General features: G+C 50.8%; 25 protein-coding genes. 11 read left to right on the forward strand and 14 right to left on the reverse strand.

Annotated features, from left to right (window positions below; genetic code table 11):
• Positions 1-135 precede the first annotated feature (135 nt).
• Positions 136-918, forward strand: coding sequence for a stage II sporulation protein R (gene spoIIR, locus DW677_RS07735; protein ID WP_117551747.1), 783 nt, complete (start codon positions 136-138; stop codon positions 916-918).
• Here the strand turns inward: spoIIR and DW677_RS07740 are convergent.
• From DW677_RS07740 to DW677_RS07760, 5 genes are all read right to left on the reverse strand, one after another.
• Positions 908-2,185, reverse strand: a complete 1,278-nt coding sequence (locus tag DW677_RS07740) for a TolC family protein (protein ID WP_117551748.1) — start codon at positions 2,183-2,185, stop codon at positions 908-910. The genes spoIIR and DW677_RS07740 overlap by 11 nt on opposite strands.
• Positions 2,186-2,197: 12 nt before the next feature.
• Positions 2,198-3,430, reverse strand: a complete 1,233-nt coding sequence (locus tag DW677_RS07745; protein ID WP_181967946.1) for a TolC family protein — start codon at positions 3,428-3,430, stop codon at positions 2,198-2,200.
• 231 nt (positions 3,431-3,661) lie between these two features.
• The gene (locus tag DW677_RS07750) at positions 3,662-6,718 is read right to left on the reverse strand and encodes an efflux RND transporter permease subunit (RefSeq protein WP_117551750.1); all 3,057 of its coding nucleotides are present in this window, start codon (positions 6,716-6,718) and stop codon (positions 3,662-3,664) included.
• Between the two features lie 15 nt (positions 6,719-6,733).
• Positions 6,734-7,906 (reverse strand): efflux RND transporter periplasmic adaptor subunit, encoded by a 1,173-nt coding sequence (locus DW677_RS07755; protein WP_117483722.1) that lies wholly within the window; start codon positions 7,904-7,906, stop codon positions 6,734-6,736.
• A gap of 105 nt (positions 7,907-8,011) precedes the next feature.
• The gene (locus tag DW677_RS07760; protein ID WP_117566813.1) at positions 8,012-8,662 is read right to left on the reverse strand and encodes a TetR family transcriptional regulator; all 651 of its coding nucleotides are present in this window, start codon (positions 8,660-8,662) and stop codon (positions 8,012-8,014) included.
• A 529-nt stretch (positions 8,663-9,191) separates the two neighbouring features.
• On the opposite strand from DW677_RS07760, the gene sufC reads away from it, so the two are divergent.
• From sufC to sufU, 5 genes are read left to right on the forward strand one after another with little or no spacing between them, the layout of a single operon-like run.
• Positions 9,192-9,962 (forward strand): Fe-S cluster assembly ATPase SufC, encoded by a 771-nt coding sequence (gene sufC / locus DW677_RS07765; RefSeq protein WP_015553201.1) that lies wholly within the window; start codon positions 9,192-9,194, stop codon positions 9,960-9,962.
• Positions 9,962-11,368: a Fe-S cluster assembly protein SufB gene (sufB, locus tag DW677_RS07770; RefSeq protein WP_117566815.1), complete on the forward strand. Its 1,407-nt coding sequence runs from the start codon at positions 9,962-9,964 to the stop codon at positions 11,366-11,368. The genes sufC and sufB overlap by 1 nt, the downstream gene beginning before the upstream one ends.
• Entirely contained in the window at positions 11,365-12,513 is a 1,149-nt protein-coding gene (locus DW677_RS07775) for a SufD family Fe-S cluster assembly protein (RefSeq protein ID WP_117566817.1), read from the forward strand. The genes sufB and DW677_RS07775 overlap by 4 nt, the downstream gene beginning before the upstream one ends.
• Positions 12,500-13,714: a SufS family cysteine desulfurase gene (locus DW677_RS07780; protein ID WP_117566820.1), complete on the forward strand. Its 1,215-nt coding sequence runs from the start codon at positions 12,500-12,502 to the stop codon at positions 13,712-13,714. The genes DW677_RS07775 and DW677_RS07780 overlap by 14 nt, the downstream gene beginning before the upstream one ends.
• Positions 13,707-14,177: a Fe-S cluster assembly sulfur transfer protein SufU gene (gene sufU, locus DW677_RS07785; protein WP_015553198.1), complete on the forward strand. Its 471-nt coding sequence runs from the start codon at positions 13,707-13,709 to the stop codon at positions 14,175-14,177. The genes DW677_RS07780 and sufU overlap by 8 nt, the downstream gene beginning before the upstream one ends.
• A 127-nt stretch (positions 14,178-14,304) precedes the next feature.
• Here the strand turns inward: sufU and DW677_RS19175 are convergent, their stop codons facing one another.
• From DW677_RS19175 to DW677_RS07800, 4 genes are all read right to left on the reverse strand, one after another.
• A complete protein-coding gene (locus tag DW677_RS19175; protein ID WP_345941827.1) occupies positions 14,305-14,403 on the reverse strand; it encodes a putative holin-like toxin in 99 nt (32 codons plus the stop codon).
• Positions 14,404-14,515: 112 nt separating this feature from the next.
• Positions 14,516-14,965, reverse strand: coding sequence for a threonine/serine exporter family protein (locus DW677_RS07790; protein ID WP_117551755.1), 450 nt, complete (start codon positions 14,963-14,965; stop codon positions 14,516-14,518).
• Positions 14,962-15,744 carry a threonine/serine exporter family protein gene (locus tag DW677_RS07795; RefSeq protein WP_242992126.1) on the reverse strand — a complete coding sequence of 261 codons (783 nt, stop codon included), beginning with the start codon at positions 15,742-15,744 and terminating at the stop codon, positions 14,962-14,964. Before DW677_RS07795 ends, DW677_RS07790 begins: the two co-directional genes overlap by 4 nt.
• Positions 15,734-16,093: a DUF3870 domain-containing protein gene (locus tag DW677_RS07800; protein WP_117515131.1), complete on the reverse strand. Its 360-nt coding sequence runs from the start codon at positions 16,091-16,093 to the stop codon at positions 15,734-15,736. Before DW677_RS07800 ends, DW677_RS07795 begins: the two co-directional genes overlap by 11 nt.
• 565 nt (positions 16,094-16,658) lie before the next feature.
• On the opposite strand from DW677_RS07800, the gene pepV reads away from it, so the two are divergent.
• The 4 genes from pepV (at position 16,659) to DW677_RS07820 (ending at position 22,230) form a co-directional block, all read left to right on the forward strand.
• Positions 16,659-18,035, forward strand: a complete 1,377-nt coding sequence (gene pepV / locus DW677_RS07805; RefSeq protein WP_117566821.1) for a dipeptidase PepV — start codon at positions 16,659-16,661, stop codon at positions 18,033-18,035.
• 11 nt (positions 18,036-18,046) lie between these two features.
• Positions 18,047-19,207, forward strand: coding sequence for a CapA family protein (locus DW677_RS07810; RefSeq protein ID WP_117566823.1), 1,161 nt, complete (start codon positions 18,047-18,049; stop codon positions 19,205-19,207).
• A 38-nt stretch (positions 19,208-19,245) separates the two neighbouring features.
• The gene (locus DW677_RS07815; RefSeq protein WP_117503660.1) at positions 19,246-20,439 is read left to right on the forward strand and encodes a DUF819 family protein; all 1,194 of its coding nucleotides are present in this window, start codon (positions 19,246-19,248) and stop codon (positions 20,437-20,439) included.
• A 240-nt stretch (positions 20,440-20,679) separates the two neighbouring features.
• Positions 20,680-22,230: a transglutaminase-like domain-containing protein gene (locus DW677_RS07820; protein WP_242992127.1), complete on the forward strand. Its 1,551-nt coding sequence runs from the start codon at positions 20,680-20,682 to the stop codon at positions 22,228-22,230.
• 537 nt (positions 22,231-22,767) lie between these two features.
• On the opposite strand, the gene DW677_RS07825 is transcribed toward DW677_RS07820, so the two are convergent.
• Genes DW677_RS07825 through DW677_RS07840 form a run of 5 tightly spaced genes read right to left on the reverse strand, consistent with a single transcriptional unit; the run spans position 22,768 to position 25,251 of the window.
• Positions 22,768-23,133, reverse strand: coding sequence for a threonine/serine exporter family protein (locus DW677_RS07825; protein ID WP_117515137.1), 366 nt, complete (start codon positions 23,131-23,133; stop codon positions 22,768-22,770).
• Positions 23,069-23,215 (reverse strand): hypothetical protein, encoded by a 147-nt coding sequence (locus DW677_RS18295; protein WP_015553194.1) that lies wholly within the window; start codon positions 23,213-23,215, stop codon positions 23,069-23,071. Before DW677_RS18295 ends, DW677_RS07825 begins: the two co-directional genes overlap by 65 nt.
• A gap of 44 nt (positions 23,216-23,259) precedes the next feature.
• Positions 23,260-24,222, reverse strand: coding sequence for a TlpA disulfide reductase family protein (locus tag DW677_RS07830; protein ID WP_117551756.1), 963 nt, complete (start codon positions 24,220-24,222; stop codon positions 23,260-23,262).
• On the reverse strand, positions 24,219-25,112 hold the full coding sequence (locus DW677_RS07835) for a 4Fe-4S binding protein (protein WP_117551757.1): 894 nt from the start codon (positions 25,110-25,112) through the stop codon (positions 24,219-24,221). The genes DW677_RS07830 and DW677_RS07835 overlap by 4 nt, the downstream gene beginning before the upstream one ends.
• Positions 25,105-25,251, reverse strand: coding sequence for a CD1871A family CXXC motif-containing protein (locus DW677_RS07840; protein WP_117503664.1), 147 nt, complete (start codon positions 25,249-25,251; stop codon positions 25,105-25,107). The genes DW677_RS07835 and DW677_RS07840 overlap by 8 nt, the downstream gene beginning before the upstream one ends.
• Before the next feature lie 319 nt (positions 25,252-25,570).
• On the opposite strand from DW677_RS07840, the gene DW677_RS07845 reads away from it, so the two are divergent.
• Positions 25,571-26,590 (forward strand): M42 family metallopeptidase, encoded by a 1,020-nt coding sequence (locus DW677_RS07845; RefSeq protein ID WP_117515143.1) that lies wholly within the window; start codon positions 25,571-25,573, stop codon positions 26,588-26,590.
• Positions 26,591-26,914 lie beyond the last annotated feature (324 nt).

Below are 26,914 nucleotides of genomic sequence, written 5' to 3' on the forward strand. Positions count from 1 at the left end.
TCCCCCGATGCACTGGCACTGGACGGGCTGTTTTGACATGTTATCGTTTAGATTATAGCACAACTGGTAATAATTACAAACAGGAAATAACATTTGCCTCTGACATAAAAAGTAAAAAGCAAAGAAGGTGTATCTATGAAACGAACCTGTAAGCTCAGTCTCTCTTTCCTGTGTTTTTTGATCTGTTTTCTTCTTTCCATGTCCGGCATCCGGGCGCGGGACGAGGCTCTGGCGGCGGATATTGCCCCAAAGATCCTGCGGTTCCATGTTCTCGCGAACAGTGATTCCGCCAAAGACCAGGCGTTAAAGCTTCGGGTGAAGGATCTTCTTCTGGAAAAGATCCGGGACGGGGCCGCCGCGGGTCAGATCGCCGGAAAAGAGGAGCTGAAAGCATATATCCTGTCTGAATCTTCCACACTGGAAGCCGCAGCAGAAGACTTTATCCACAGCTTCGGGTATGATTACGCTGTACATGTGGGGATCGAGACCTGCAGGTTTCCGGTGCGCACCTACGGGGACATGACATTTCCCGCCGGGATGTATGAAGCCGTCCGGGTGACCATCGGGAACGGTGCCGGGCACAATTTCTGGTGTGTTCTGTACCCATCCCTATGCTACACGGACAGCATTCATGCATCGATGTCGGAAAAATCAAAGGAAACGCTGAAAGATCTGATTCCGGAGGAAGATTTTCAGGCGCTTTTAAAGGCGAGACCTGCCTGTTTTCTGAAAAGCACCAGCCCAGCGGTCACAGGCGAGGACACATCTCATACAGCTATCCCCCCTGCAGCCAGCCCTGACAATACAGACAAAACCGCAAGTAAAAAAAGTGAGCAGGGAACATCTTCCCTGCCCACTGTGAAAGTCCGTTTTCGGATTGCTGAACTATTTTCAGCGCATCCGCAGCTTACTGACTAAGACTTAAGTTTCCCTTGACAGCCCAGTCATAGGTCTCCATTGCCTGGAACAATGAGAGGTCTCCGGTCTTCACCGCGATCTCCTTTGTCTTTAAGGAGTTCTGCTGCTGCATATACTCAAGGCGTCCGATGGTTCCTAACTGCCATTTTCTCTCGGCAGTCTCCATCTTCGTCTTTTCCAGCTCGTAAGCTGCCTTTGCTGTCTGGAGCTCGTTTCTCTTCTGGAGAACGTCGTTGTAAAGGTTTACGAGGGAGGACGCGACTTCTTCCTTCTCCTGCTTGATCGTGCGCTGTAAGTTCTGGTACTCGACGGAGCCTGCGTCCTTGTTGTCGAGGTCCAGCACGTTGTATCGGATCGTAAAGTTGTTGTCCTGCGCCGCCTGTTTGTCCTTCTCCGGGTTCATTCCGTCGATCCTTGTAAGATCAGCTGCCGGGACATCCTTGATCTCCGGCTTTGCGTCATACTTCCATCCGAGCATCGTGCAGAGAGTCTGACGGAGCTTCTGCTCACTGGATGTCAGTGTCAGTTTCGTTGCCTGGGTGGACTCCAGCTGCTGTCTCGCGGAAAGGACCTGGCTCTGGGTCGCAAGACCGTTGGCTGCCTGGTTCTGGGTGGACTGGTAGACTGCCTCTAAGAGTGTGAGTCCGCTCTCTAAGCTCTCCTCGTTGAGCTTTAACTGCTTGTAGCCGATCATGGCGCTCTGGGCGCCGGCGGTCAGCGCCGCGCGGGTGCTGTCCACAAGCTTGATATGCATCTGCTCCGGGGATACCTGTTCCAGGCTGTCGCCCTGCAGCGCAATTGCGTCTGCCTGGTAGTCCATGAGTTCTGAACTGTAATAGAGCTGTGCGTAGTTTGTCGGAGTCATTGCCGGAACTTTACCGATCATCTCTTTGGCTGCGTCAAGAGAGCCTTTCAGTGTACTTGCCGTATCCGCAAGCTCTCCCGAACTATCCAGTAATTTTGATTTCAGCTTCACGACATCCTTTGCTGCGTCCTTCTTATCGGAATATGTCTCTTTCACTGTCTTAAACGTCTGGCTGTAGACCTCAACAAGCTTCCCGATCTCGTCATATTCCAGCATGTTATCCGCGAGCTTCTTCATCGTCGCGTCATCGTACTCATTTCCCGGCTGGGATATAAATCCGTTCTCATCCGCAACACCGGTCGCCTGAACCGCCTTCGTCGCTGCGAAAGCGTTCACAGGCGCTGCCGCAAGCGCAAGCGCAAGTGCTGCCGGAATCACACGTCCTGTCAAATTTCTTTTCATTCTGATTCTCCTTTAGCTCTGCGATGAGGAACCGATATCGAGAAGTCCCTCAAGCGCCCACTGATAGTTTTCGATTGCTCCTGTAAGGTCGAGCTTTGCCGCTGTGTGGGATGCCTCACTGGAAAGCCATGCGGACTCCGCCTGGAGGTATTCCTGGCGGCTCATCATTCCGAGGGCATTTTTCCTGTCAGCAGCTGCCTTGTCGGCCTTTGCGGCTCCGTAAAGCGTCTCAGATGCCTCGTAGGCTTTCTGTTTCTGCTTTACGTCCTGGTACATAAGATCCAGGGAAGAACGGATAGAATCTTCCTGGTCCTTGATATTTCTGGCTTTCTTTACTGCTCCGCCGGAGGAACTGGCCTTTGCCATTCTTGTATCATACAGCGTATAGTTCATCTCGATGGCCTTCGCCTCGTCCTTCTTCGGATCGAAGGAATCGATCACCGTAAGATCCGGTTCCGGAACCTTTGTAATCTCAGGGTCCGCGTTGTACTCCCAGCCTAACATCGTGATCAGCGTCTGCTTCTGGCTGTTTAGACTGGATGCCGCCTGAAGCGCACTTCCGTTTGCGGAATTTAAGGCATCTTCTACGGTCAGAACATCTTCCGTTGACATCATTCCGAGATCTTTTTTCTTCAGTGCCGCCTCATAATTCTGCTTTGCGATCTCCTGATTTAAGACAGCAATATCATACTGATCCTTTAATGTCTCATAAGTGCGCATCGCTTCCCTTGCGGTTTTTGTCTTCTCATTTCTCGCGATACGAAGTCCGCGGAGTGCTGAGCCGCCGTTCTTTTTTCCATTTGCGGTATCTTCCAGCTGCTGCGCATAAGCGCGCAGGGCATGCATGTTTGTCCTATATTCTTTATATTCGCTGCGGGTTGAGCTGTCATTTTTCAGATCATCCGCGTCATTCTCCAGCTCATCCGCCTCCGCGCGGAGATCCGCCGCCAGCGCTGACATCTGGTCCTTTGTAAGGCCCGTGGATCCGCCCGGATTGTAATAATACTTCTGCAGCTGGTTCTGATAATCCGTATTATACCTCTCGATCAGTCCCGGGAGCTCCCAGTATTCCAGGGTATTGTCCTTAAACTTTTCAAGCGCTGCTTCGTCATATTCTGTGACCGCGACATCCTTCGTCGCAGCTAACGCAGGAATTCCGGTACCCGCTGCCGCCAGGGAAAGACTTCCCATAAAAACGGCTGAGAGCACGGTCAGACCTGCCTTTTTCCATTGATTCTGTCTCATAGGTTTCCCTCCATCTATGAGCATAACGATTTCATCGCAGAAACGCAATAACATTTCTCTTACATTTTCTTTCCAAATACGGCAATCCGGTGGCAATTTTATTCACCCCGGCTTCCGCCTCCAAAAGCAGGAAGCCCCGCAGAGCGTTCCGCATTCCGGCTGACCGCCTCCCGACCGGGCAGCGGCCGTCTCTTGCAGACTCTGCAGGGATCCGCTTTCAATGTTCAAAGCTTAATCTACGTCAACGATTTCTTCCTTATCCGTATTCTTTCCGCTCATGATCACATAGAAGACCGGAAGAACAAGAAGTGCCATCGCTGTAGAGACGATCAGTCCACCGACATCCACGAGTGCGAGTCCCTGCATCGTCTTACCGGCATTTCCGTAAGCCGCCGCCATCGGGATCATTGCCACGATCGTCGTGAGTGTTGTCATGAACATCGGGCGCATACGGGTCGCGCCGGCTTCAATGACCGCCTCCTTAAAGTTCATCGTTGCCCGGTACTGGTTCGCCGTATCGACGTACAAAATACCGTTGTTTACTACCGTTCCGACTAACATTAAGAAGCCTAACAGGGAGGTCATGCTGATCGGGCAGTCCACTAACCATAAGAACAGGAAGGAACCGATCAGGGCGAACGGGATCGTCGTCATCACCATGATGGAGAACTTCGGTGACTCGAACTGTGCAGCCATTACAACAAATACAAGGAATACGGCTGTGGCGATCGCCTGTCCCAGGGACGCAAACTCTTCGTTCATCATCTTTGTGGATGTGTTTTCCTGCATGGAGATCGTGCCGGATAAGTACTTATCGATGACCTCCTTCTGGATCTTATCCTTCGTGGTGCTGTCCGCTCCCTCTGTCAGCGTACCGGTGATCGTCACCTGATACTGCTTATCACTCTTTGTGATACTCTGCGGGCTGTCCTTGAAGCCGATATCCGCGATATCCATAAGGGCTACGGATCCGCCGGTCGCTGTCGGAAGAACGATTCCCTGGAGCTTATCGATCGTATCGTACTCATCATCCGCGTACTCAACCTTTACATCGATATCATTTCCGTCAACATTCAGGGTCGTTGCCGTCGTTCCGCTGACCATCATGTATACCTGGGAAGCAACGGCGGTCGGGGAAAGTCCCTCCGCTGCCGCCTTGACCGGATCCACATTGATCTTTACAAGGGGAGCACTGTTTTCAAGGGAAGAGTGGATGTTTGTCGCATCCGGGCGTTTCTGGAGCTCGGAAACGATCTCATCCGATGCTTTCTTTAAGTCATCGTACTGTGTGCTGACAAGAATATATTCGAGATCCTCCGCATTTCCCATGGACATCCCACTACCCAGAGAGCTCTGGCTTTCCAGACTGACCGAACAATCCGACCATTTCTGCATATCGCGTTTCCATTCCTTGAGCACCTGATCCGTCTTTCTGCCTCTGTCATCCTTTAAATATGCCGTCAGGGTCGCTCCGCTTCCGCCCATATTCATGGAAAGTCCGGAACTTCCGTAGGAGAGCATGTAGGAATCAAGATCCGGATCCTGAGTCACATAGTTCTCTGCTCTCTGGAGGATCTTATCGACCTCCTCGATCTTAAGACCCGGCTGGGTCTCAATCGTCACTGCGATCGTTCCCTGATCATCTGCCGGCATAAGCTCTGTCTTTAACTTTGTCGCAAGGAACAGGGAGAAGATCACAAGCACAACGGCGGTTCCCATGACCATCGCTTTTTTCTTTAAAAGCTTCTCCATCAGGGAACGGTATCCATTCTGCAGAGCTCTCATGATGCCGGAGGCCGGGGTATTTTCCTTCTCCTTCGGACGGTAGTACACGTAACAGAGCGGTACAAGCGTCATCGCGGAAATCAGGGACGCAATCATACAGAATACGATTGTGAAGCCTAACGGCTTGAACATCTGTCCGCTCATTCCGGAGATCAGAGCTAACGGGATAAATACGACACAGGTCGTAACGGTACCGCCGATAATGGATTCCAGCACAGCTGCAGTACCATCGATTGCGGCTTTTCTCGTTTCAACAAAGCCACCGCCCTTATCCGTAAAGCGGAAGCAGCTTTCCAGAACTACGATTGAGTTATCAACCATCATTCCGACGCCGAGAACCAGACTCGACAGGGTGATGACGTTTAACGTAAAGCCCATGGTCTTCATGAGGATGAGGGCCGCTAAAATTGATACCGGGATGGAGGTTCCGACGATCAGGGATGCCTTGATATCCCCGAAGAACAGCCAGATGATGAACATCGCAATAATGACTGCCATGATCATGGTCTGGAATACGCTCTTTAAGGAATTGCTGATCTGATCACTGTAATCATTGACAACGACGTACTCCAGAGACGGATCCTGTGCTTTTAACGTTTGCATTGTCTCCTGGACTGCCTTGGAAACGGTAATGTGGTCGCTGTCCTGATTTTTCTTGACACCGATCGTCATCGTGTCTTTGCCGTCGTAACGTCCGATACTGTCCTTTGCCTCAACGGTATTGTAGATATTGGCAACATCTTCCATATAGATGATATTTCCGTTGCCCAGTGTGATCGGGATCTTCTTTAAAAGCTCCATCGTGTCAAAGGATGTTCCGGATGTCACGGAAAGATCCTTGTTTCCGACGGAGGTACTTCCGATCGGCATGGAAAAGTCCGCAGACTTTAAAGCCGCAATGATGGTATTCATGTTCACATGATACTGGCTTAATTTTTCCGGGATCAGCTCCGCCTTGATATAGGCCTCCTGACCACCGGATACGTCGACACTGGCTACGGAAGTCAGTTTTTCGATCTCTGGAACGATATCGTCATTTACATAGTTATAGAGGTTATCCACGCTGTCATTGTTGACCGCGAGGGTGATGGACGGCGTACTGTTGATATCCATCTCGATGATCGTCGGGGTATCGACATCATCCGGGAGATCCGACTTGATCCCATCCAGCTTTTTCTTTAAGTCATCGTAAGCTTTATCGATATCCTGGTCATAGTCATACTGGACCAGGACCATTCCGAAGTTTTCCGAAGACATGCTGGTGACGGAATCGACACCGGAAAGCGTTCCGATCTCATCCTCTATCTTACTGATCACAAGCTGATCCACGTCATCCGGGCTTGCTCCCGGGTAGACCGCGCTGACGATCAGCATCGGCATCTCCATTTCCGGGATCAGCTCAAGCTGGGATGAAAAGATCGAGCTGAGACCGAATACGATCAGGCAGAGCACAACAAGAACAGTTGTGACCGGCCGTTTTAAGACCTTTTTGGTAAGTCCCATGTTCCTTGTGCCTCCTTATTTTGCTGCCGTTTCCGCGGCTTCTGTAGTCTCTTCTGCTGTTGTCTCACTACTGTCTGTATCTCCTTCAGAGCTCTCCTCGCTGTCGGCTTCCGTTTCCTCGCCATCATCACTGCCCTGAATATTCACAGCGGCGCCGTCATAAAGCTCCTTGGACCAGCTTGTGATGACCTCGTCGTCGTAGGAAAGTCCGGAAACGATCTGAATCTTGTCAGAATCGATGAGTCCGTCTTCCACCGGAGTCTTTTTCGCCGTTGATGTCGCGGCATCATATGTATACACGTAAGCGTCTCCATTGCTGTAGTTCACACAGTCTGCCGGAACGACCATGACGTTGTCCGCCTTCTCCGCTGTCACATAAACCTTTACCATCGTTCCGCTGGCAAGTCCGTCCGCGTCCCCCAAGGTCGCTTTCACCTTGAAAAGTCCTGTGGACGCGTCCACCATGCTGCCGATCTCGGAGATCGCGCCGCTGTAATCCGTTCCGTTCTTCTCCACCGTCACAGGATCACCGATATTTAATCCCTTCATGACACGCTCCGACACGTTGAAGGTCAGTGTTTTTCCGCCTGCACCGGATACAACACCTGCGACAGAACCGCCCGCAGACATATCATGCACCTGCACGCCAAACTGCTCTAAGACACCGGCGATCGGCGCGGTAACGACCGTGTTCTCGCTCTGGGTATCATAGTTTAATTTTGCGGAATCATACTGGAGCTTCGCCATGGACAGACCGCTTACCGCCTGCTCGTAGGCCTGAGCGGAAATATCCCCGCTCTCGTAGAGCGCCTTCATCCTGTTTACAGATGTCTGGGCATCATTTAAGGATACCTGAGTCGTATTTAACGTGATCCTTGCCGCGTCTAACTGCTTGTTGTCGATGCGGAACAGCTTCTGTCCCTTCTGTACGGTATCGCCCTGATTTACATAAACCTCCAGTACTTCTCCGCTTCCCTTCGGGATAATGTATACCTGATCTGCCGGTTCCACGGTACCTGTCAGTCCTGTGGAAAGTTCAATATTTCCTGTCTCCGGTGTCTGGACGACGACGGTCGGGTTCGGAACGGCCTCGATCGGCTCTTCTTTTTTCGTAAATCTTGTGAACATCAGGACTCCAAATGCGCCGACGCATACAAGTCCGATTACGATCTTACCTGCTTTCTTCATGGTTCCTCCTCATTTTCTGCAACCTGTTGCTTTTTGATCTCTCCTGCGGATTCTTTTCTTTCTTCCGGTCCGCATGTTCTGTTTCGCGGGCAGCTTTTCTATTCCTTACCGCTGCTCCTCTTCCCTGCTGTCTGATCTATATGCACATATGCCATAGTGGAGCATACGGATATGGCGTTTGTAATACTCAGAAGCTTCCTCTTTCTTCTCCCCGTCACGGAAAAAGCGCTTGAGCGACATCATAAATACAACCATATGCATTTCGATCAGCTCATTTAAAGCCTCCCTGCTGATCGGCTCTTTGTCCTGATCGATATTTTCATATAATAGCTTCATAAAGCTCTGATTCTCCCGGCATACCTGCGGGTCATACTCCGGATCACCCCTGAAAATATCCATGAACTTTGCGCTCTTGATCAGATTCTGAAAAATATTGATCAGACCTGCCCGCTCCATAAGATCCATTCCGCGGTCGAACACACTCTCAAGCATATCCCACAGATCGCCTCCGTTTTCCCGGAGCCGCTCGATATAGTTGTTAAAATGCTGTTCCGCCTGGGCGTAGATCAGCCACTTCAACAGATCCTGCTTATCTTCAAAATATGTATAAAAGCTTCCTCTTGATATATCCGCGTCGTGGACGATCCGGTTGATCGATGCTTCCTCAAGAGGCACTCTCATAAACTCCTTTGCCGCTGCGATCCGAATTGCTTCAATTTTCTCTTTCGGAAGCCGCAGAAACCGCTCGGTCGGCATAATTCCATCTCCCTTCTGTCGAAATCACAAAACGTATTTCTGACATTTCCCTTCTTTTGCAAAAGTGACAACCTGTCAACATTATAGTGACACCCTGTCATTCTGTCAATATCTGTTTTTCCAGTTTATAATGATTTTATATTTTCGTAAGGTTTGCAAAATTTCTGTATAGAAACTCCTGCCTCCGGTCCGATCCCGTCTGTGATTTCCGCTGTTTTGCTCAGCCTACCATGCCCATGTTTCAGAATTGTTTTCCGATTGTTGCAGTTTCATGAATCCTGCAGATTTTCCCGGAAATATCGGATTGTACAGGAATAAATACCAATTCATAGCATGTTTGTAGGAATTGCTTCTTGCATATTTTTCTCAATACAGGTATAATATCATTGCATCACCTAGTAAGCAACTAGGTTTAGTCCCGGCAGACGGAACGTATCCCGGAGATCAGCTCCGGTGCCGGTTCATATCTGTCCGGAAATTGCTGAAACTTACATTTTTACCTTATATAAAATACATGGAGGAATCCGATATGTCAGAACCATTATTAAATGTAAAAAATCTCTCCGTGGATGTGGAAGAAAAATCCATCCTGCACGGAATCAGCTTAACCATCAACAAAGGCGAGACCCATGTTCTCATGGGACCGAACGGCGCCGGAAAATCCACCCTCGGATGTACCTTAATGGGAAACCCGAATTACCACGTCACCGACGGTGAGATCTTCTTTGGCGGCGAGAATATCACAAAAGAGGCAGCTGACAAGCGCGCCCGCCTCGGCATGTTCCTCTCCTTCCAGAATCCGCTGGAGGTTCCGGGGATCTCCCTCTCCAACTTTATCCGCAGCGCCCTCTCCGCGAGGACCGGAAAGAACATCCGTATCTGGGATTTCAATAAAGACCTCCAGAAAGCCATGGAGGTTCTCGACATGGATCCGTCCTACGGCTTCCGTGATCTGAATGTCGGCTTCTCCGGCGGTGAGAAAAAGAAAGCGGAGATCCTGCAGCTTCTTCTCTTAAATCCGTCCTTAGCGATCCTCGATGAGACAGACTCCGGTCTCGATGTCGACGCGGTCCGCACCGTTTCCAAGGGAATCGAGGAGTATCAGAAGAGCAAGGACGGCGCGCTCCTCATCATCACCCACAGCACAAGGATCCTGGAGTCTCTCCATGTGGACAAGACCCATGTTCTCGTAGACGGCCGCCTGGTTGCCGAGGGCGATGGTTCTCTCGTCGATGAGATCAATGAGAACGGCTTCGAGCAGTTTATCGCTTCCGCAAATGAGAAGGGAGAGAACGATTAATGAAGGAAAAGACGTATGTTGAGGACGTTGACCGCAACATGTACGACTTCCGCAATGACGAGAAGGACGCTTACCGTATTAAAAACGGTCTCACCGAGGACATTGTGGAAAAGATCTCCGAGGAGAAACATGACCCGGAGTGGATGCATGATTTCCGGTTAAATTCCTTAAAAGTATATAATGAAATGAAGGTTCCGGACTGGGGCCCGTCCATCGAAGGATTAAACATGGACAACATCGCCACCTACGTCCGTGCCAACACAAAGATGAAAGGGGACTGGTCCGAGGTTCCGGAAGAGATCAAGGACACCTTCGAAAAGCTCGGGATCCCGCAGGCGGAGCGCACCTCCCTCGCAGGCGTGGGTGCCCAGTACGACTCCGAGCTCGTCTACCACAATGTCCGCAAGGAGGTTGAGGAGCAGGGCGTTATCTATACCGATATGGAAAGTGCCCTGACCGGCAAATATGCCGATATGGTAAAGGACCACTTTATGAAACTCGTGACACCCCATGACCATAAATTCGCAGCCCTGCACGGCGCTGTCTGGTCCGGCGGTTCCTTCGTCTATGTTCCGAAGGGAGTTTCCGTCGAGATCCCGCTGCAGTCCTACTTCCGTTTAAACGCCGCAGGTGCCGGACAGTTTGAGCACACTCTGATCATCGTCGATGAGGGCGCGTCCTTACACTTCATCGAGGGATGTTCCGCACCGAAGTACAATGTGGCAAACCTCCATGCCGGCTGTGTCGAGCTTTACATCGGAAAAAACGCAAAGCTCCGCTACTCTACGATCGAGAACTGGTCGAAAAATATGTACAATTTAAACACAAAACGGGCGAAAGTCGAGGAAGGCGGAGTCATCGAGTGGGTATCCGGTTCCTTCGGTTCCCATGTTTCTTACCTCTACCCGATGAGCGTGTTGAACGGTGAGGGCGCAAGATCCGAGTTCACCGGGATCACATTCGCCGGTAAGGGACAGAACCTCGATACCGGATGTAAGGTCGTCCACAACGCACCGAAGACTTCTTCCTATGTAAATACGAGATCAATCTCCAAGGATGGCGGGATCAGCACCTTCCGAAGCTCCGTTGTCGTATCCGCGAAGGCAAAGGGCAGCAAATCTGCTGTCTCCTGCCAGTCCCTGATGCTCGACGATATCTCCCGTTCCGACACCATCCCGGCGATGGATATCCGCACAAAGGACGCCGATGTCGGACACGAGGCAAAGATCGGCCGTATCAGCGATGACGCCGTCTTCTATCTGATGTCCCGCGGTATCTCCGAGGAGGACGCGAGAGCCCTGATCGTCAGCGGCTTCGCCGATAATGTCTCGAAGGAGCTTCCGCTTGAATACGCGGTGGAGATGAACAATCTGATCCATCTGGAAATGAAAGGAAGTATTGGATGATGGAGAACATGAAGATCAACCAGCTCCCTTCAAAGACATGGAACTGGCTGAAAATGAATGAGACTGCGGTCTCCGGGATTTCTGTCTCCGGAGCGCATGAAGGAAACCTTGAGATCCCGGAAGGGATCAAAAAAGCTGTCTGCCCGGCCGGTCTTCCGGACCGTTTTAAGGATGTCGCTGGCGGCATGGGATCCGATATGGATATGCTGGTAAAGGAAAGTTCCGCGGGTGCAGTACTGCTCTCTGCTGACAGCGATGTCTCCGGGGAACCGGCGCGGATCAGATTTGCCTACGGTGCTTTTGAGCACAGCCTGAACACCTTTGGAATTCTGGCAAAAGAAGGAAGCAATATGACCGTTATCATGGATATGGCAGCTGAACGAAACGGCGATCCTGAAGGGACCGGAAGTCCCAGCCCGGTCGGAGAAAATCCTGCTGCCGTCTCCCAGTCTGAACACACCGGACTTTCCGCCGTGCAGACGAAATTGATTCTGGAAAAAGACGCAAAGGTGACTCTCGTCCAGATCATCCGCAACAAAAACGCGAAAACCGTTTTGAATGATATTGGGGCGAAGGTTGCTGATGGCGCGAAACTCTCCGTCATCCACCTGTTCCTTAGCGGTGATAAGGTCTACAACGGCTGTAAAGCTGAACTTATCGGCAAAAAGAGTAATTTTACAGCAGACATCGCCTACACAGTTGCCGATGACTGCGTGCTCGATATGAACTACGTGGCACTCCACGAGGGAAAGAAATCCGTCAGTGAGATCAGGACCGACGGCGTGCTCCATGAAAACGCGAGAAAGCTGTTCCGCGGAACCATCGACTTTAAGAAAGGCGCTGCGGGGGCTGTCGGAAATGAGAAAGAGGATGTTCTTCTTCTCGACGACGATGTGGTCAACCAGACGATCCCGCTGATCCTCTGCGCCGAGGAGGACGTGGAAGGAAACCATGGTGCCACCATCGGAAAGCTGGATGAGGACCTTGTATTCTATCTGGAAAGCCGCGGCATGACCCTCGTCGAGATCTATAAGATGATGGCGAAAGCAAGGATCGACGCGGTTCTCCGTTTCGTACCTGATGAGAAGACGAAGGCAGATGTTGCCTCCTACTTAGAAAGCGAGGGTTCCAATGGATGTAAATAAGATCCGGGAAGATTTCCCGCTGTTAAAAAACCGTGACATTATCTACCTGGACAATGCGGCGACTTCCCAGAAGCCCGCATGTGTCCTGGACGCGGAAAAGCGGTTTTATGAGAAATATAACGCAAACCCGTTCCGCGGTCTCTACGAGTTAAGTGAAGAGGCGACGGAGTGTTATGAGGACGCAAGAAAGACAGTCGCTGACTTCCTTCACGCATCATGTCCTGAGGAGATCGTGTTTACGAGAAACGCCACAGAGAGCCTGAATCTTGCGGCCTACACCCTCTCCGAGTACCTGTTAAAGCCGGGCGATGAGATCATTGTCAGCATCATGGAGCATCACAGCAACATTCTTCCGTGGCAGCAGGCCGCAAAGCGTTACGGCGCGACGGTAAAATATTTAGAATGCGACATGGACGGAACGATCCCGGCTGAGCGTCTGGAGAGCATGATCACGGACCGCACGAAGATCGCCGCGATCACGCAGATCTCCAATGTTCTCGGATGCAGGAATGATTTAAAGACATTCGCTGAGATCTGCCACCGCCACGGTGTGATCTTAGTGGGCGATGGTGCCCAGAGTGTTCCGCATATCGCTGTTGACGTGCAGGATCTGGGTGTGGATTTCCTTTCTTTCTCCGGTCACAAGATGCTGGCTCCAATGGGAATCGGCGCTCTTTACGGAAAGAAAGAGCTTCTTGAGAAGCTTCCGCCCTTCCTCACCGGCGGCGAGATGATCGAATCTGTCACAAGAGAGGGCGCTGTCTGGGCGGAGGTTCCGCATAAGTTCGAGGCGGGAACCGTCAATGCCGGAGGCGCTTACGCGCTGGCTGAGGCAGTCCGCTACATGAAAACTATCGGTTTCGACGCGATCGAGGCACAGGAGAACAGGCTCACGAGAATCGCCTACGAGGGCATGATGAATATTCCCGGAATCCGTGTTCTCGGGAGCAGCGATCCGGACAACCATCATGGAATCCTGTCCTTCGCTGTGGATGGCGTTCACCCCCATGACGTGGCAGAGATCTTAAACGCCGACAATATCTGTGTCCGCGCCGGTCATCACTGCGCACAGCCGCTGTTACAGTACCTTGGAACCGCCTCCACGACGCGTGTGAGCCTCGCGTTCTACAATACAGAGGAGGAGATCCGGGCATTCCTTGAGAGTCTTGGCGGATTAAGGAGAAAAATGGGATATGAGTAATACATTTTATAATGAAATTTTAATTGAACACAATCTTCATCCGACTCACAAGCATGAGCTGCCGGACGCAAACCTCGTCTTAGAGGGCGTAAACCCGAGCTGCGGTGATGATATCTGGCTGAAATTAAAAGTCGAGAACGATGAGATCGTCGACGGAGCTTTCGTCGGAGACGGCTGCGCAATCTCCCAGGCCTCCGCAGATATGATGTTAGATTTGATCATTGGAAAGAAAAAGGATGAGGCGCTGCGCCTCGCGAACCTGTTTCTTGAGATGATCAAAGGCACTGCGAAGGGCGATGAGCTGGAACCTCTGGAGGAAGCTTCCATCTTACAGGATGTGTCCCATATGCCGGCGCGGGTCAAGTGCGCGGTGCTGGGATGGCATACGATGGAGGAGATGTTTAAGAAGGCAGCTGAAGGGAAGATTATACCTGGAATGTCGGTGACGACGGAAAATAAATAAAGACTTGAATTCAATTTCCGAATATGCTACACTATAAATACAAAAGGGAAAGTCAGATCCATGTGGCCTACCCTTCATAGTTTAGTTTGTTACATTGTAACAGCCGTCACTATTGCAGTAGTGGCGGCTATTTTCTTTTCCCGAAGATTGTGTAACACAATCCAACGAGAGCGACAATGAAGATACCTATCTGGATTAAATCCGAATATGTAACGTACATTGGCATCGCCCTCCTTTCTTTCGTCTGGAGGGTTAGTCCCTCCGAAACCGGAGGGCAGGCCGCCTTTCATGTATTCTGCTTTCCCACATCACTATTATATATTGCGAACATTTGTTCGTCATTTCTTAGCTACTATGTGCACCAGCGCCTCGATCGGCCTCCTCAACGACGTCACGACCATGATCCCCGCCGCAAGCGCGATCGCAAGTCCGATCGCCGCCTGCCCCTTTACGATAAACTGCGGCATGTCGCGCCGGAGAGCCGCGTCCATCGCATAGTACAGGGAACCTCCCGGGATCAGCGGGATGACCGTCGGCATCAGGACCGTCGTTGCCGGTGTCTTTAAGATCCTCGCCCAGATCTCCGAGTAGATCGTAATCAGGATCGCCACAACGAAAAATCCCAGATATTCATTATTCACAAAATGTAAAAATACAAGATACACTGCCCAGAAAACTGCCCCGCCGATCGCCGGGATCAAGACTCTGCGCCCGCGGATGTTGTAAATGATCGCAAATCCGAACGACCCGAAAAACGATGCGATGATTGAAAGAACATCCTGACTCATAACATCCCTCCAAGAAGTATTTTAGAAAGAATAAACCCGGCTGCCACACAGATGGCTGTGATCATCGCCTCCGAAAAATGCAGAAGTCCGCTGATCATGTCCCCGCTGATGAAATCCCGGAATGAGTTCGTCATCAGGACTCCCGGGATCAGGAGCATGATATTCCCGATCATGATCATCTCGACATGCTGTCCGATCCCGAGATAGCAGACAAGAATACATGCCATACCTGAGATCAGAGAGCAGAGGATATTGGAGAAGATTGCCTTCAGCTTGATCGCGGAGAGCGCATATAAGGTCACGCGGATCAGCGCCCCGACAAACAGGGACGCAAATCCATCCCACAGATTTCCTCCAAAGAAAATGGCAAACGCCCCGGCTGTCATTGCATAGATCCCGCACTGCACCGCCGGGGAATATGTCGGTCCCTTTAAGATCTTTTCATATTCCTGATCGATCACCGCAAACGACGGCTGCGTCGCGCAGATCCGCCTCGAAAGGTCATTCAGCCGGTCCAGCTTCCACATATCCGTCCCGTAACTTAAAATTCTTCGCGTCTGCGTGATCCACTTCCGCTCCTTCGTCTCCAGCGTCACGATGATACACGACGCGATCGAGAAAATATGGCTCTGCCGGATCCCGTAGGCATTGCAGATCCTCCGGATCGTATCCTCCACACGGCTGATCTCCGCCCCGCTCACGAGGAGCTGCTCCCCGATATTGATCGCGCAGGTCAGGACTTCTTCGCTTGTCATCTCTTCATTCTTTTCAGTTGTCACCTTTTTTCCCCTTTTCCTCTGCTTCGGCGGCCATCGCGCGCTGATAATGCTTTAACGCGTCCCGATAGGCAACGATCAGCGCTTTCCAGGAAGAACCATGATATCGGCGCTGGATCGCCTCCTCGATCACCTTCGCATCCGTTTCCAGGTGCTTATGCAGAAAAAGCTTTCGTATAAAATCATTTGTCAGCTCCAGCGTTCTCGAACAGTCTGTCTGTATGATCTCTCCTGTTGATGGGATCACCTCAAACGCGATAAAAAAGCTTCCATACACCTTTGTGATCGCGTTATCCACATTCGTTCTTGATTCTCCTACAATATAATATGTCTCCTCACCGGTTTCAGCCATTCTGCTCTCCTCTTTTCATCAGCTCGCGCGCGGCTGGGTTCAGTCACGCTCTCATTTCCAATACTTGTCCCACCATATTTCAGCATCATAATATAGGAAATCCATTCTGTCAATCCCTGTACGAATTCCAGTACATCTGCGGCCACTACTATATTGTACGGGGTTTTCAGTTCAGAAAATTCCTGCCCATAAAAAGTAATCACATCTGCTCTCTCGTCCGGACCGGCGGCATGCTCTCCGGAATTTCCGCAATTATTTTTCCACGTCTCCTGTCTTACGCTTCGAAAGATCTGTACTTTTTGTTCTCATTTTTGTATTTTCAGTAATTTTAATATTTTTAACCAAATTTTTATTTTTTTATTGACAAACCATTTCCATCTCATTATAATAAACACAAATGAATACGCAATGTTGCTGCTTCATTCTGCAAATGGCAGTTACCGCTGTCTGGCAAGCAATCTGAAATCCGGCAAAAGCGAGAACCAACGACAAAAGCGAGATCAAACCGCTCTTGTCTTCCTGGTCTGCTTTTGGCGGATTTTTTTTGAGAGGAGGATGAGTATCTATGACTCTGAAAGAAGCTGTCGAACTTCAAAAAGAACCATTTCTTCAATCCCTGGCGGAAAGCATCCGGATCCGCAGTGTGCAGGAACCGCCTGCGGATGGCGCCCCATACGGCCCCAATGTCCGCAAATGCCTTGACCACGCCCTGGCTGTGTCAAAGGGACTCGGTTTCCGCACCACTGATCTTGATCACCAGATGGGATGGTGTGAATTCGGTGAAGGCGATGAGATGATCGCCGTCCTCGGGCATCTCGATGTTGTCCCGGAAGGGGAAGGATGGACCTTCGATCCGTTCGGCGGTGAGATCCGGGACGGAAAGATCTTCGGCCGTGGTTCCATGGATGACAAAGGTCCGACAATGGCCGCCCTTTACGCGATGGCCGCCCTGCGTGACAGCGGTCTCCCCTTAAAACGCCGGATCCGGATCCTCTTCGGAACAAACGAGGAGACCGGAAGCAATGACATGAAATACTACAAGAGCCACGGCGGCGAACTCCCTGTCATGGGATTCACCCCGGATGGAGAATATCCGGTCATCAACGGGGAAAAGGGGATCATCAATGTCAACTATGAAGCAGACTACACCCAGACCGGCGATGTCCGTCTCACAAAGATTTCCGGCGGATCCGCGCCGAATGTAGTCCCGGCCTCCGCCAGAGCAGAGATCACCTGCCCGGACGATATGAAGCCGCAGCTCATGGTCCTCGCCGCCGGATGTGACCGGATCACCTGCACTGAAACTGCAGACGGATTCGAGATCCTCGCAAACGGCGTCAGTGCCCACGGAGCTTCCCCGGAACTCGGGATCAATGCGATCGGCCTCCTGATGGATGCGCTCGGAACACTTCCGCTCGATGAACCGTTACTCGGTTTTGTTCACTTTCTCTCCGATCATGTCGGGCTGGAAAGCGACGGGACCTCCCTCGGGATCGCTCTTTCCGATGAACCGAGCGGAAAACTCACATTCAACCTCGGAACGATCCAGGGCGATGAGACAAGTTTCCTGATCCGCATCAACTATCGCTACCCGGTAACCTTCACCTACGATGACTGTGCTCCGATCTGCGACGCGGCATTCCTGAACGCAGGATTCCTGAAGGTAAATGAAACCCACAAAGCATGTCTCTATCTTCCGGAAGACTGCGAGCTGGTCCAGACTCTTCTGCATGTATACGCAGACGAGACCGGACTTCCTGCGATACCGAAATCCATCGGCGGCGGCACCTACGCGAAAGCGATCCCGAACGTTGTCGCCTTCGGACCGATCTTCCCAGGCGATGAAGTCCGCGAGCACAAGCCGGACGAGTTCATGGAGATCGACCGATTGATGGAAAATGTACATATTTTTGCAGAAGCTCTTTACCGGCTGGTCAGATAGGAGGTGGTTCCATGGAAAAGAAGAAAACATCGATCGTTTTTACCGGAGATATCGGATTTGACCGCTACATGGATCACCGCTGGGAGGATGAACATCTGCTGTCTGCCCCCGTCCTCGATTTTTTCCACAGCGCTGATCACACTGTCGCAAATGTGGAAGGCGCACTGATCGACGCGAAGGATGACGGATCCCGCGGAGTCTTCTTTCACAGCATGAATCCCGCGGCGACGCGCGTCCTGAAAGATATCCATGCGGACATCTGGAGTATCGGGAACAACCACACGATGGATGCCGGGCGGGAAGGTGTTATGAGCACAAAAAAGATCGCCGAAGAAATGGGTTGTCTCACGATGGGGGCCGGAATGAATGACACCGAAGCGTCCGAACCTGTGTATCTCGACGAGGCAGGCGGGATCGGCATGTTCTGTGTCGCCTACCAGGCGGAATGCATCCCGGCAACCGCCACCGAACCCGGTATTTTCCGCTGGGATGACCTCGATCTCATCGCAAAACGAATCGCCGAGATCAAGTCCCGCTGCCGCTGGTGCGTGATCGTCTCCCACGGCGGGGAAGAATTCACAAGTCTTCCAAGTCCCTACACCAGAGACCGCTACCTCAAGTTTCTGGAACTCGGAGCCGATGTGGTCGTCGCCCATCATCCCCATGTCCCGGAAAACTACGAGCTCTTTGACAACGGAAAAGCAATTTTCTATTCACTCGGAAACTTCATTTTTGATACCGACTATCAGCGCGTCCACCTGTATACGGATGTCGGAGTCCTGTTAAAACTGATCTTCACCGAAGAAGCGATCGATTTTGAGGCGATCGGGATCCGGATCATCCGCGGAGACGAGCGGATCGATATCGCCCCACTTCCTGCCATCTTCACAGACATCCCGGCCGCGGAGTATGAACTTCTGGCACCTCTCTCCGCAAAGGCCTTTGTCGCGGAGGACCGCAGGAAAATGATCTATCTGGAGCCGGAGCGCTTTACAGATGCCGCCGAAGATGTCTGGAACGGATATTTCTTCAGCACTGAGCCTGACGGTTACTTCGAGGGCGCCCACATGGATTTCCACATCATCGTCCCGTTTTCGGAGAAAGCGGAGGAAGGTGCATGGAAAAAGAGCACGTTGGAACCGGTAAAGGAATACATTCTTCGCCAGCTCTGATACAACGACAACACAAATAGAAAAAGGAGCGTGATCCTATGTTAACGATTACAAACGGTTTTACTTACATAGCTTTCCTGATGCTGCTCGCAGGCGGTCTTCTCGCACTTGAAAAATACATGAAGTGGAAGATCTTCAACATCGTTCCGCCGCTCGTATGGATCTACATCTTCAACATGTTCTTCTGCACCATCGGTCTCTACAATTCCGATGAGTGTTCCGCAGCCTACAGTGCCTTAAAGAACAACATCCTGTATGCCATGATCTTCGTCATGCTGCTCCGCTGTGATTTCCGCAAGCTCGGAAAACTCGGACCGCGTATGATCTGTATCTTCATGGGCTGTGCCATCACCCTCGGCATCGGATTCTTCGCTCTTTTCCCGCTGTTTGCAAATGCACTCGGCGGTGCTGACAAGACATGGGGCGCAACAGCTGCCCTCTACGCATCCTGGGTCGGCGGCTCTGCAAACATGGCTGCCATGGAGGATGCTCTTCCGGTCGATTCCGGTGCTTACTCCTGCGCTCTGGCTCTCGATACTGCCTGCTACTCCCTCTGGATCGCACTTCTGCTCTTTGCTGTAAAATATGCCCAGAAGTGGAACAAGGCCTGCAAGGCTGATACTTCCAAACTCGACGCTGTCGCTGCAGCTGCAAACGAGGAAGTTGCAAAAGAGACAAACGTAAAACCGAATGCTGCAGACTGGATCTTCCTGATTGGTCTCACCCTCGTTGTATCTGCAGTCTCCCAGTACATCGGCGTTCAGATGAATGGATTTTTCAAGGGTGTCGGACTTTCCTTCTTTGATAAAGGTACCTGCACGACCGTATTTGTAACGATCCTCGGACTGATCTGCGCAATGACTCCGCTCGGAAAACTTCCGGCAGTTACAGAGCTCTCCAGCGTTTATCTCTATGCGGTTGTCTCCCTCATCGCATCCACAGCAACCCTGATCGACCTCTTATCTGCTCCGATGTGGGTTGTCTATGGGCTCGGAATCCTTCTTGTCCATGTTGTGCTGATGTTCATCCTCTCCAAGATCTTCCACTGGGATCTCTGCATGGATTCCACTGCTTCCGTTGCCTGCATCGGCGGATCTGCTTCCGCTCCGATCATCGCAACCGCTTATGACGGTTCCTTCGCAGGTATCGGTGTTTTAATGGGAGTTCTCGGTGCCGCCATCGGAAACTTCATGGGACTCGGAATGGGCGCTCTATTGAAGCTGTTTGTCTGATCGTGAGTACATTTCATGAGTCTGCTATTTTATGGCTGCTCACGATGACAGGGAACTGTGTTTCCCTACATTGTCCCTTCATCTGTGAGTGATCCAATTCTGGCGTCCCCATTCTTTCCCTGTTAGAATGGGGACGCCATTTTATCTCCGGCAGTAAATTGTACCGGTCAGAACAACTCACGGGATCACACACCGAGTTTCACATATCTTCGCCTTGAATTAACACAGGAGGAATCTTTTATGATCGAAAACAATCTTCTTTCTTATCTGAATATCGGACTCCCGGAAGATATTCTCCGCATGAAGCTTCACGGAGACTTTGACGGTGCAGTACGACTCATCGACCGGAAGCTCTCCGATCCGGCGCTTCCGGATCCGCTCCGTTACTGCCTGATGGCAGAACGGGAAATGATCCTTCGCATGCCTTCCGATTATCCTTTTACCCGCGAAGATGCACTCAAAAAGATCCGGACCCGGATCCCGGACTTTACGGAAGACGAATTTGACCACTACCTCTCCATCGGGCAGATCCGCTGGATCTATGTAAACGGCGAAATGCGGATCTTTGACCGCTTTTTTGAGAGCATGTGCAAATCCATGCCTGACTTCCGGAAACGGACCGCTGTCACTCTTGACGGTTCTGAGAGTGCCGGAAAAGGAAGCCGCGGAGATCTCCGCTTAAACCGTGCAATGGAGATCATGAAAGAAAAAGGCTCTCTTTCAAACAGGATCCGGATCCGCGCATCTGTCAAAGTGAAAGATTCCGCATTCACTCCCGAAATGTTCGTTCGCGTCCATCTCCCGATCCCCGCCGCCTGCGACCAGCAGAGCGATATCCGGATCGAATCCGTTTTTCCTGAAAACGCAAAGATCGCACCGGAAGACGCACCGCAGCGCACTATATGCTGGGAAGAGACTCTGAAAGAAAATCATGAATTTTCCGTCCAGTATTCGTATGTGCATACAGCGGTGTGGCATGATACAGAAAGTGCGTTAAAGAAATCTGATGCATGCAAAACATTTGGTACGGAAGTGAACCCTGGAACGGTATCTCAGGAGCAAACTCTGTCTGCCGGTTTGAATCACAAGGCCGCAGAGACTGTCCAGCTGTATGCTCATTCCAGTAATGAATCCAGTTCTTCGTCTCTGCGTGAATTTGAGGTGGGCGTATCTGATGATCTCGCTGAACTTGCCCCGCACATCGTCTTCACTCCGTACATCCGTGCACTCGCCGCAGAACTCTCGAAAGGCTGTGAGACTCCACTCGAAAAAGCCAGAAACTTTTACGACTTCATCACCCTGAACTTCAAATACACCTACATGCCGGCCTACTTCTCCCTGGAGGATATTCCGGGGAACTGCGCCAGAACCTTCACGGGGGACTGCGGAGTCTTCGCACTTCTTTTTATCACCCTGTGCCGCTGCGCCGGAATCCCCGCCCAGTGGCAGAGCGGACTCGCCGCAGAGCCGGACTTCATCGGCGGTCATGACTGGGTTCGCTTCTACGCCGCCCCGTTCGGCTGGATCTACGCGGATCCCTCTTACGGGATTGGAGCTGTCCGCGCCGAGAACGAGGAACGCCGCCGCTTCTATTTCGGAAACCTTGACCCATACCGCATGGTCGCCAACCGCGCCTTTCAGGCACCTTTTACCGTCGAAAAGAAATACTGGCGCACCGATCCCTACGATAACCAGTTAGGCGAGATCGAAACCGCAGAGCGCGGACTGATGTATGAGGAATTTGAGCGCAGGAAAGAAGCCCTGATGTGTGAAGAGATCGAAGAGAACTGATTAAAATGTCGCCATATTCATGAAAATATGCAACCGCTATTCCAAGTAGGTATTTTCGGCACCGAAAATACCATAATATAATGTCCTGGATACGGATTTTGCCGATTTAGGATGCGAAGCATCGGCAAAATCCCGTTACTGTTTACGCAAAGCGTAAGCAGTAACGCCGGGGTTGTCGGTGACAACTGAAGGGAAATAGTACTTGAATTCACTTTTCGAATATGATAGACTATAGATACAAAAAGGGAAAGTCAGATACACACGGCCTACCCTTTATAACTAGCTTGTTACAATGTAACAGCCGTCACTATTGGGGTAGTGGCGGCTATTTTCTTTTCCCGAAAATTGTGTAACACAATCCTACGAGAGCTACAATGAAGATACCTATCTGGATCAAGTCCGAATATGTAACATACATTGGCATCGCCCTCCTTTCTTTCGTCCGGAGGGGGAAGCCCCTCCTTTTATGGAGGGCAGGCCGCCTTTTATGTATTCTGCTTTCCCATAAATTCATTATATATTGCAAACATTTGTTCGTCAATATTTTTTCTTAGCTACTATGTGCACCAGCGCCTCGATCGGCCGCCTCAATGACGTAACGATCATGATTCCGGCCACAAGCGCGACCGCAAGCCCGATGGCTTTCTGGGCCTTCAGGATGAACTCCGGAGCATCATGGCGGAGCGCCGCGTCCATCGCATAGTACAGGGATCCTCCCGGAATCAGTGGGATGACCGTCGGCATCAAAATCGTCGTCGCCGGTGTCTTCAGAACTCTCGCCCAGATCTCCGAGTAGATCGTGATCAAAATCGCAACCACGAAAAATCCCAGATATTCATTATCCACAAAATGCAGAAACGCCAGATAAACTGCCCAGAAGACAGCGCCGCCGATAGACGGGATCCAGAGCCTCTGCCCCCGTCATCGGGTCCGCCGCCTGTGCGCCTGTTTTCTGGTCTGTCTGCACCTTTTTCACCTTTTCCATTCAAATGTTTTCCTGGAAATCATGGTTCCATTCCCTGACTTTTATTATACGGGGCGGGGATTTCTTTTACAAGTGGCAAGCGCCTGCTCGATCAGGGCATTAAGCGCCTTCGTCTGCTCCGGGGATGTGACCGCGCCTACGATCGGCTGTCCCACGATGTTCCCGTTCTGATCAACAACATAGGTCGTTGGGAATGCATACAGTCCGGCGGTAAAACGGCCGGCATCGCTGTCGGAGTCAAACCAGAGATTCTGATAGGATGCTCCCTTTTTTGACAGGATCTCCTTCGCCTCGGCAATCGCACCCTCATCGCCGTCCAGCGTAAATGCATTGATTCCTACGACCGCACCGCCCTTTTGCGCCAGCTCCTGATTCAGCGCATCCAGATCCGCAAGCTCTCCGACACAGGGCTTGCAGGTCGTAAACCAGAAATTCACGACGGTTACGGTATTGCCGGAAAAGAGTTCACTGCTGTTTACCTCCTTGCCATCGAGATCCTTTCCCTGAAAGTCCGGGAACTTTTCCTGACCGCTCTCAGCATTTCCTGCCGCAGCACTCTCACCTTCCCCCGGCATCTTGACGCAATCCGGATATTTCTCCTCCAGAGCCATCAGTTTTTCCTCGATCTCCCGGATCTGTCCGGCTCCGTCATTCAGAATTTTCAACTCATCTGCTGTAAATTGATCCTTTGCAGCTTCGATCGCCTTCCGAAGAAAATCGCCGTAATTATTATTGTCTCCGCTTACCACCTGGTCCTTATCGATCGTCAGGAACAGCTTTTCCCAGAGCTCTGCATTGGCTGACTGGATGTCCTCCTCCTTCTGCATCAGCTTTTGATACAGGTCTGCTGCTTCTTTGTCATCTCCCGGCTCCGCGGACAGTGACGTTCCGCTCTCTGACGTCTGCCCGGAGGCAGTTTCCTTGTTATTCTTTGCTCCCCCGCACGCTGTGAGGCCAAATGCCAACACAACGATGAGCAGGATCGCTGTCATATTTGATCGTTTCATTTCTTTTCTCCATTTCTATTTGAGTCGGACGCAAAGCCGTAGCAAAAGCTGACGGCATCCGTGGGACAGGCATTGATACACTTCCCGCACCGGATACATTCCGTGTGATTGGGTGAGCTTGTGACATCGACATCCATCTGACAGACTCTTCTGCATGCTCCGCAGGAGATGCATCTGTGTTCATCCACTTTGATCCCAAGCAGGGATACCTTGTTCATCAGCGCATAAAACGCACCGAGGGGACAGAGCCATTTGCAGAACGGCCGATAAAACAGCACACTTAGAACGAAAACTCCGATCAGGATCATAAGCTTTCCGGTAAACAGCTGTCCCAATGCCGACCGGATCCCCGGATTAACGGCTGACAAAGGAATTGCCCCCTCTAAAACTCCCTGCGGGCAGAGATACTTGCAAAAGAATGGGTCACCCATTCCCACATCATTTACAACAAGCGCCGGCAGTGCGATCACGGTAAAAAACAGCACGGCATATTTAAGATAAGTCAGAGGCTTAAGCCTTTCCGTGGACAGCTTTTTTCCCGGAATTTTGTGAAGAAGATCCTGCAGCCAGCCAAAGGGGCACAAAAATCCGCATATAAAGCGCCCTAAAAGGACACCAACCAGGATCAGAAATCCTGTTATATAATAGGAAAAGCTGAATTTCGATGAGCCGACCACCGCCTGAAAGGAACCGATCGGACATGCCCCGGCTGCCGCCGGACAGGAATAGCAGTTCAGCCCCGGCACGCAGACTGCCTTTTCCTTTCCCTGATAGATCCCGCCTTTGAAAAAATTCGGCAGGTGAGGGTTCGTAAGAAGCGCCGCCGCTGCCTGGATCCAGCCGCGAAACCGGCTCAGTATCTTTGATATGATATGTTTTCTGTTATCCAATTCCTACACACTCCAAACACAGCCTGATCGCCTTACTTAACACGGTATCCGCCTCTCCTCGCATCACGCCGACGCACAGCATGACTATACCGGCAATCAGCAGAGCGCCCTGAAATAATGCCTTTTTTGTTCGCAACAACCTAGTCTCTCCTTCTTGTTTGATATCCTATTACAGGTAAATTCACTCATATTGTTTCCTTAAACTATCCATTCCTCTTATCCCTCGATTTCTCAATGCAATTATATCGGAGAACCCGGTAGTTTGTAAAGCGATACGAAACTTTTCATATGCAAAATTTCCTGTAAAGAAACTTTCCCGATTTGCAGACCTCATTTTCTGATCGTCATCGGTTGTCGGTGAGCTGGAGCGTCCTTCTTTTCGTCAGATCCTTTGTTGACCTTTCTTCTCCGGTTCGCTACAATAGTAATCAGAAATATCCTTCAGGAGGAATGTAAACATGAACTCTCATATGAATTTTATCAAAGAGCAGTTATACACCTTAACTTCTATCCCGAGTCCGTCCAGCTTTACAGCAAAAGTGACTGATTACCTGTTGTCCGAATTATCTTCTCTGGGGTATTCCCCGGAGCGCAGCAATAAGGGGAACGTATTCGTTACCCTGGGTGGTTCCGGCTCTCCTCTGGTACTGGCAGCCCATGTTGATACATTGGGGGCTATGGTTCGCTCCATCAAGGAAAACGGACGTCTGCGGCCCACAACCATCGGAGGTCATCAGTGGTCCACAGCGGACGGCGAGAACTGCACCATTCACACTCGTGATGGCAGAGTTTACACCGGTGTAGTACTGAACAAGGAGCCTTCTTCCCACGTGGCTGATCAGAAAACCGAGCTGATCGAAGAAAATATGGAGATCCTGCTGGATGAAAATGTCACTTCCGATCAGGATACTCTGGCACTTGGGATCCAGACCGGTGACATCATCGCCATGGACCCACGCACGGTTGTGACAGAAAGCGGATACATCAAGAGCCGTTTTCTGGATGACAAGCTTTCTGCCGCTATCCTGCTGGGTCTCGCCAGAGCCGTACGTGAAGATGCCTGGAAGCTGAACCGCAAGGTTTCTTTATTATTTACAGTATATGAAGAAGTAGGGCACGGCGGAAGTGTCGTACCGGATGATACAGAGGAGATGATTTCTGTCGATATGGGCTGTGTCGGCAGCGACCTTGGCTGCACCGAACGGATGGTTTCGATCTGTGCCAAAGATTCCGGTGGTCCTTATAACTATGATCTGATCACGGCTCTTTCCAACCTTGCAAAGGAGAAGAAGCTGGATTATGCCATTGATGTTTATCCGCATTATGGCTCCGATGTGGAGACTACCCTGCGCGCCGGATATGATATCCGTCACGGTCTCATCGGTCCTGGAGTCTATGCTTCCCATAATTACGAACGCTCCCATATGGACGGAGTTCACAATACCTTTGAGCTGTTGAAGGCTTATATCACAAGATAGCTTCTTTGTAACTGTGAACAGATCTGTACACTTGCAATCGTAAACAATTACTCAAAGGTTCTATCGCTGATGATGTTAAACAAAAGATTTTCGATATTGCTAATACTTATGGCTACGAAATTATTGCTATAGAAACCGACAAAGACCATATACATTTCTTATTAAGTTACGATACAACAGATAGGGTTTGCGATATTGTCAAAATTGTAAATCAAGAAACAACGTATTATTTATGGCACAAATATGGTTCGCTTCTGTCTAAACAGTATTGGAAGAAAAAGATATTTGGGTCAGACGGATATTTTGCTTGTAGCATCGGAGAAG

The organism is Clostridium sp. AM25-23AC (assembly GCF_003435125.1).
Lineage (GTDB): Bacteria > Bacillota > Clostridia > Lachnospirales > Lachnospiraceae > Pilosibacter > Pilosibacter fragilis.

Excerpts from the sequence above, each read along its gene's own strand:
- DW677_RS07760 (WP_117566813.1), bottom strand. The coding sequence starts at position 8,662 with ATGCCGACCGAGCGGTTTCTGCGGCTTCCGAAAGAGAAAATTGAAGCA.
- DW677_RS07810 (WP_117566823.1), top strand. The coding sequence starts at position 18,047 with ATGGAAAAGAAGAAAACATCGATCGTTTTTACCGGAGATATCGGATTT.
- DW677_RS07830 (WP_117551756.1), bottom strand. The coding sequence starts at position 24,222 with ATGAAACGATCAAATATGACAGCGATCCTGCTCATCGTTGTGTTGGCA.
- DW677_RS07820 (WP_242992127.1), top strand. The coding sequence starts at position 20,680 with ATGATCGAAAACAATCTTCTTTCTTATCTGAATATCGGACTCCCGGAA.
- DW677_RS19175 (WP_345941827.1), bottom strand. The coding sequence starts at position 14,403 with ATGCCAATGTACGTTACATATTCGGATTTAATCCAGATAGGTATCTTC.
- DW677_RS07780 (WP_117566820.1), top strand. The coding sequence starts at position 12,500 with ATGGATGTAAATAAGATCCGGGAAGATTTCCCGCTGTTAAAAAACCGT.
- DW677_RS07800 (WP_117515131.1), bottom strand. The coding sequence starts at position 16,093 with ATGGCTGAAACCGGTGAGGAGACATATTATATTGTAGGAGAATCAAGA.
- sufB (WP_117566815.1), top strand. The coding sequence starts at position 9,962 with ATGAAGGAAAAGACGTATGTTGAGGACGTTGACCGCAACATGTACGAC.
- DW677_RS07750 (WP_117551750.1), bottom strand. The coding sequence starts at position 6,718 with ATGGGACTTACCAAAAAGGTCTTAAAACGGCCGGTCACAACTGTTCTT.
- DW677_RS07775 (WP_117566817.1), top strand. The coding sequence starts at position 11,365 with ATGATGGAGAACATGAAGATCAACCAGCTCCCTTCAAAGACATGGAAC.
- sufU (WP_015553198.1), top strand. The coding sequence starts at position 13,707 with ATGAGTAATACATTTTATAATGAAATTTTAATTGAACACAATCTTCAT.
- spoIIR (WP_117551747.1), top strand. The coding sequence starts at position 136 with ATGAAACGAACCTGTAAGCTCAGTCTCTCTTTCCTGTGTTTTTTGATC.
- DW677_RS07740 (WP_117551748.1), bottom strand. The coding sequence starts at position 2,185 with ATGAAAAGAAATTTGACAGGACGTGTGATTCCGGCAGCACTTGCGCTT.
- DW677_RS07845 (WP_117515143.1), top strand. The coding sequence starts at position 25,571 with ATGAACTCTCATATGAATTTTATCAAAGAGCAGTTATACACCTTAACT.
- DW677_RS07815 (WP_117503660.1), top strand. The coding sequence starts at position 19,246 with ATGTTAACGATTACAAACGGTTTTACTTACATAGCTTTCCTGATGCTG.
- DW677_RS07745 (WP_181967946.1), bottom strand. The coding sequence starts at position 3,430 with ATGAGACAGAATCAATGGAAAAAGGCAGGTCTGACCGTGCTCTCAGCC.
- DW677_RS18295 (WP_015553194.1), bottom strand. The coding sequence starts at position 23,215 with ATGGAAAAGGTGAAAAAGGTGCAGACAGACCAGAAAACAGGCGCACAG.
- DW677_RS07790 (WP_117551755.1), bottom strand. The coding sequence starts at position 14,965 with ATGAGTCAGGATGTTCTTTCAATCATCGCATCGTTTTTCGGGTCGTTC.
- DW677_RS07755 (WP_117483722.1), bottom strand. The coding sequence starts at position 7,906 with ATGAAGAAAGCAGGTAAGATCGTAATCGGACTTGTATGCGTCGGCGCA.
- sufC (WP_015553201.1), top strand. The coding sequence starts at position 9,192 with ATGTCAGAACCATTATTAAATGTAAAAAATCTCTCCGTGGATGTGGAA.
- pepV (WP_117566821.1), top strand. The coding sequence starts at position 16,659 with ATGACTCTGAAAGAAGCTGTCGAACTTCAAAAAGAACCATTTCTTCAA.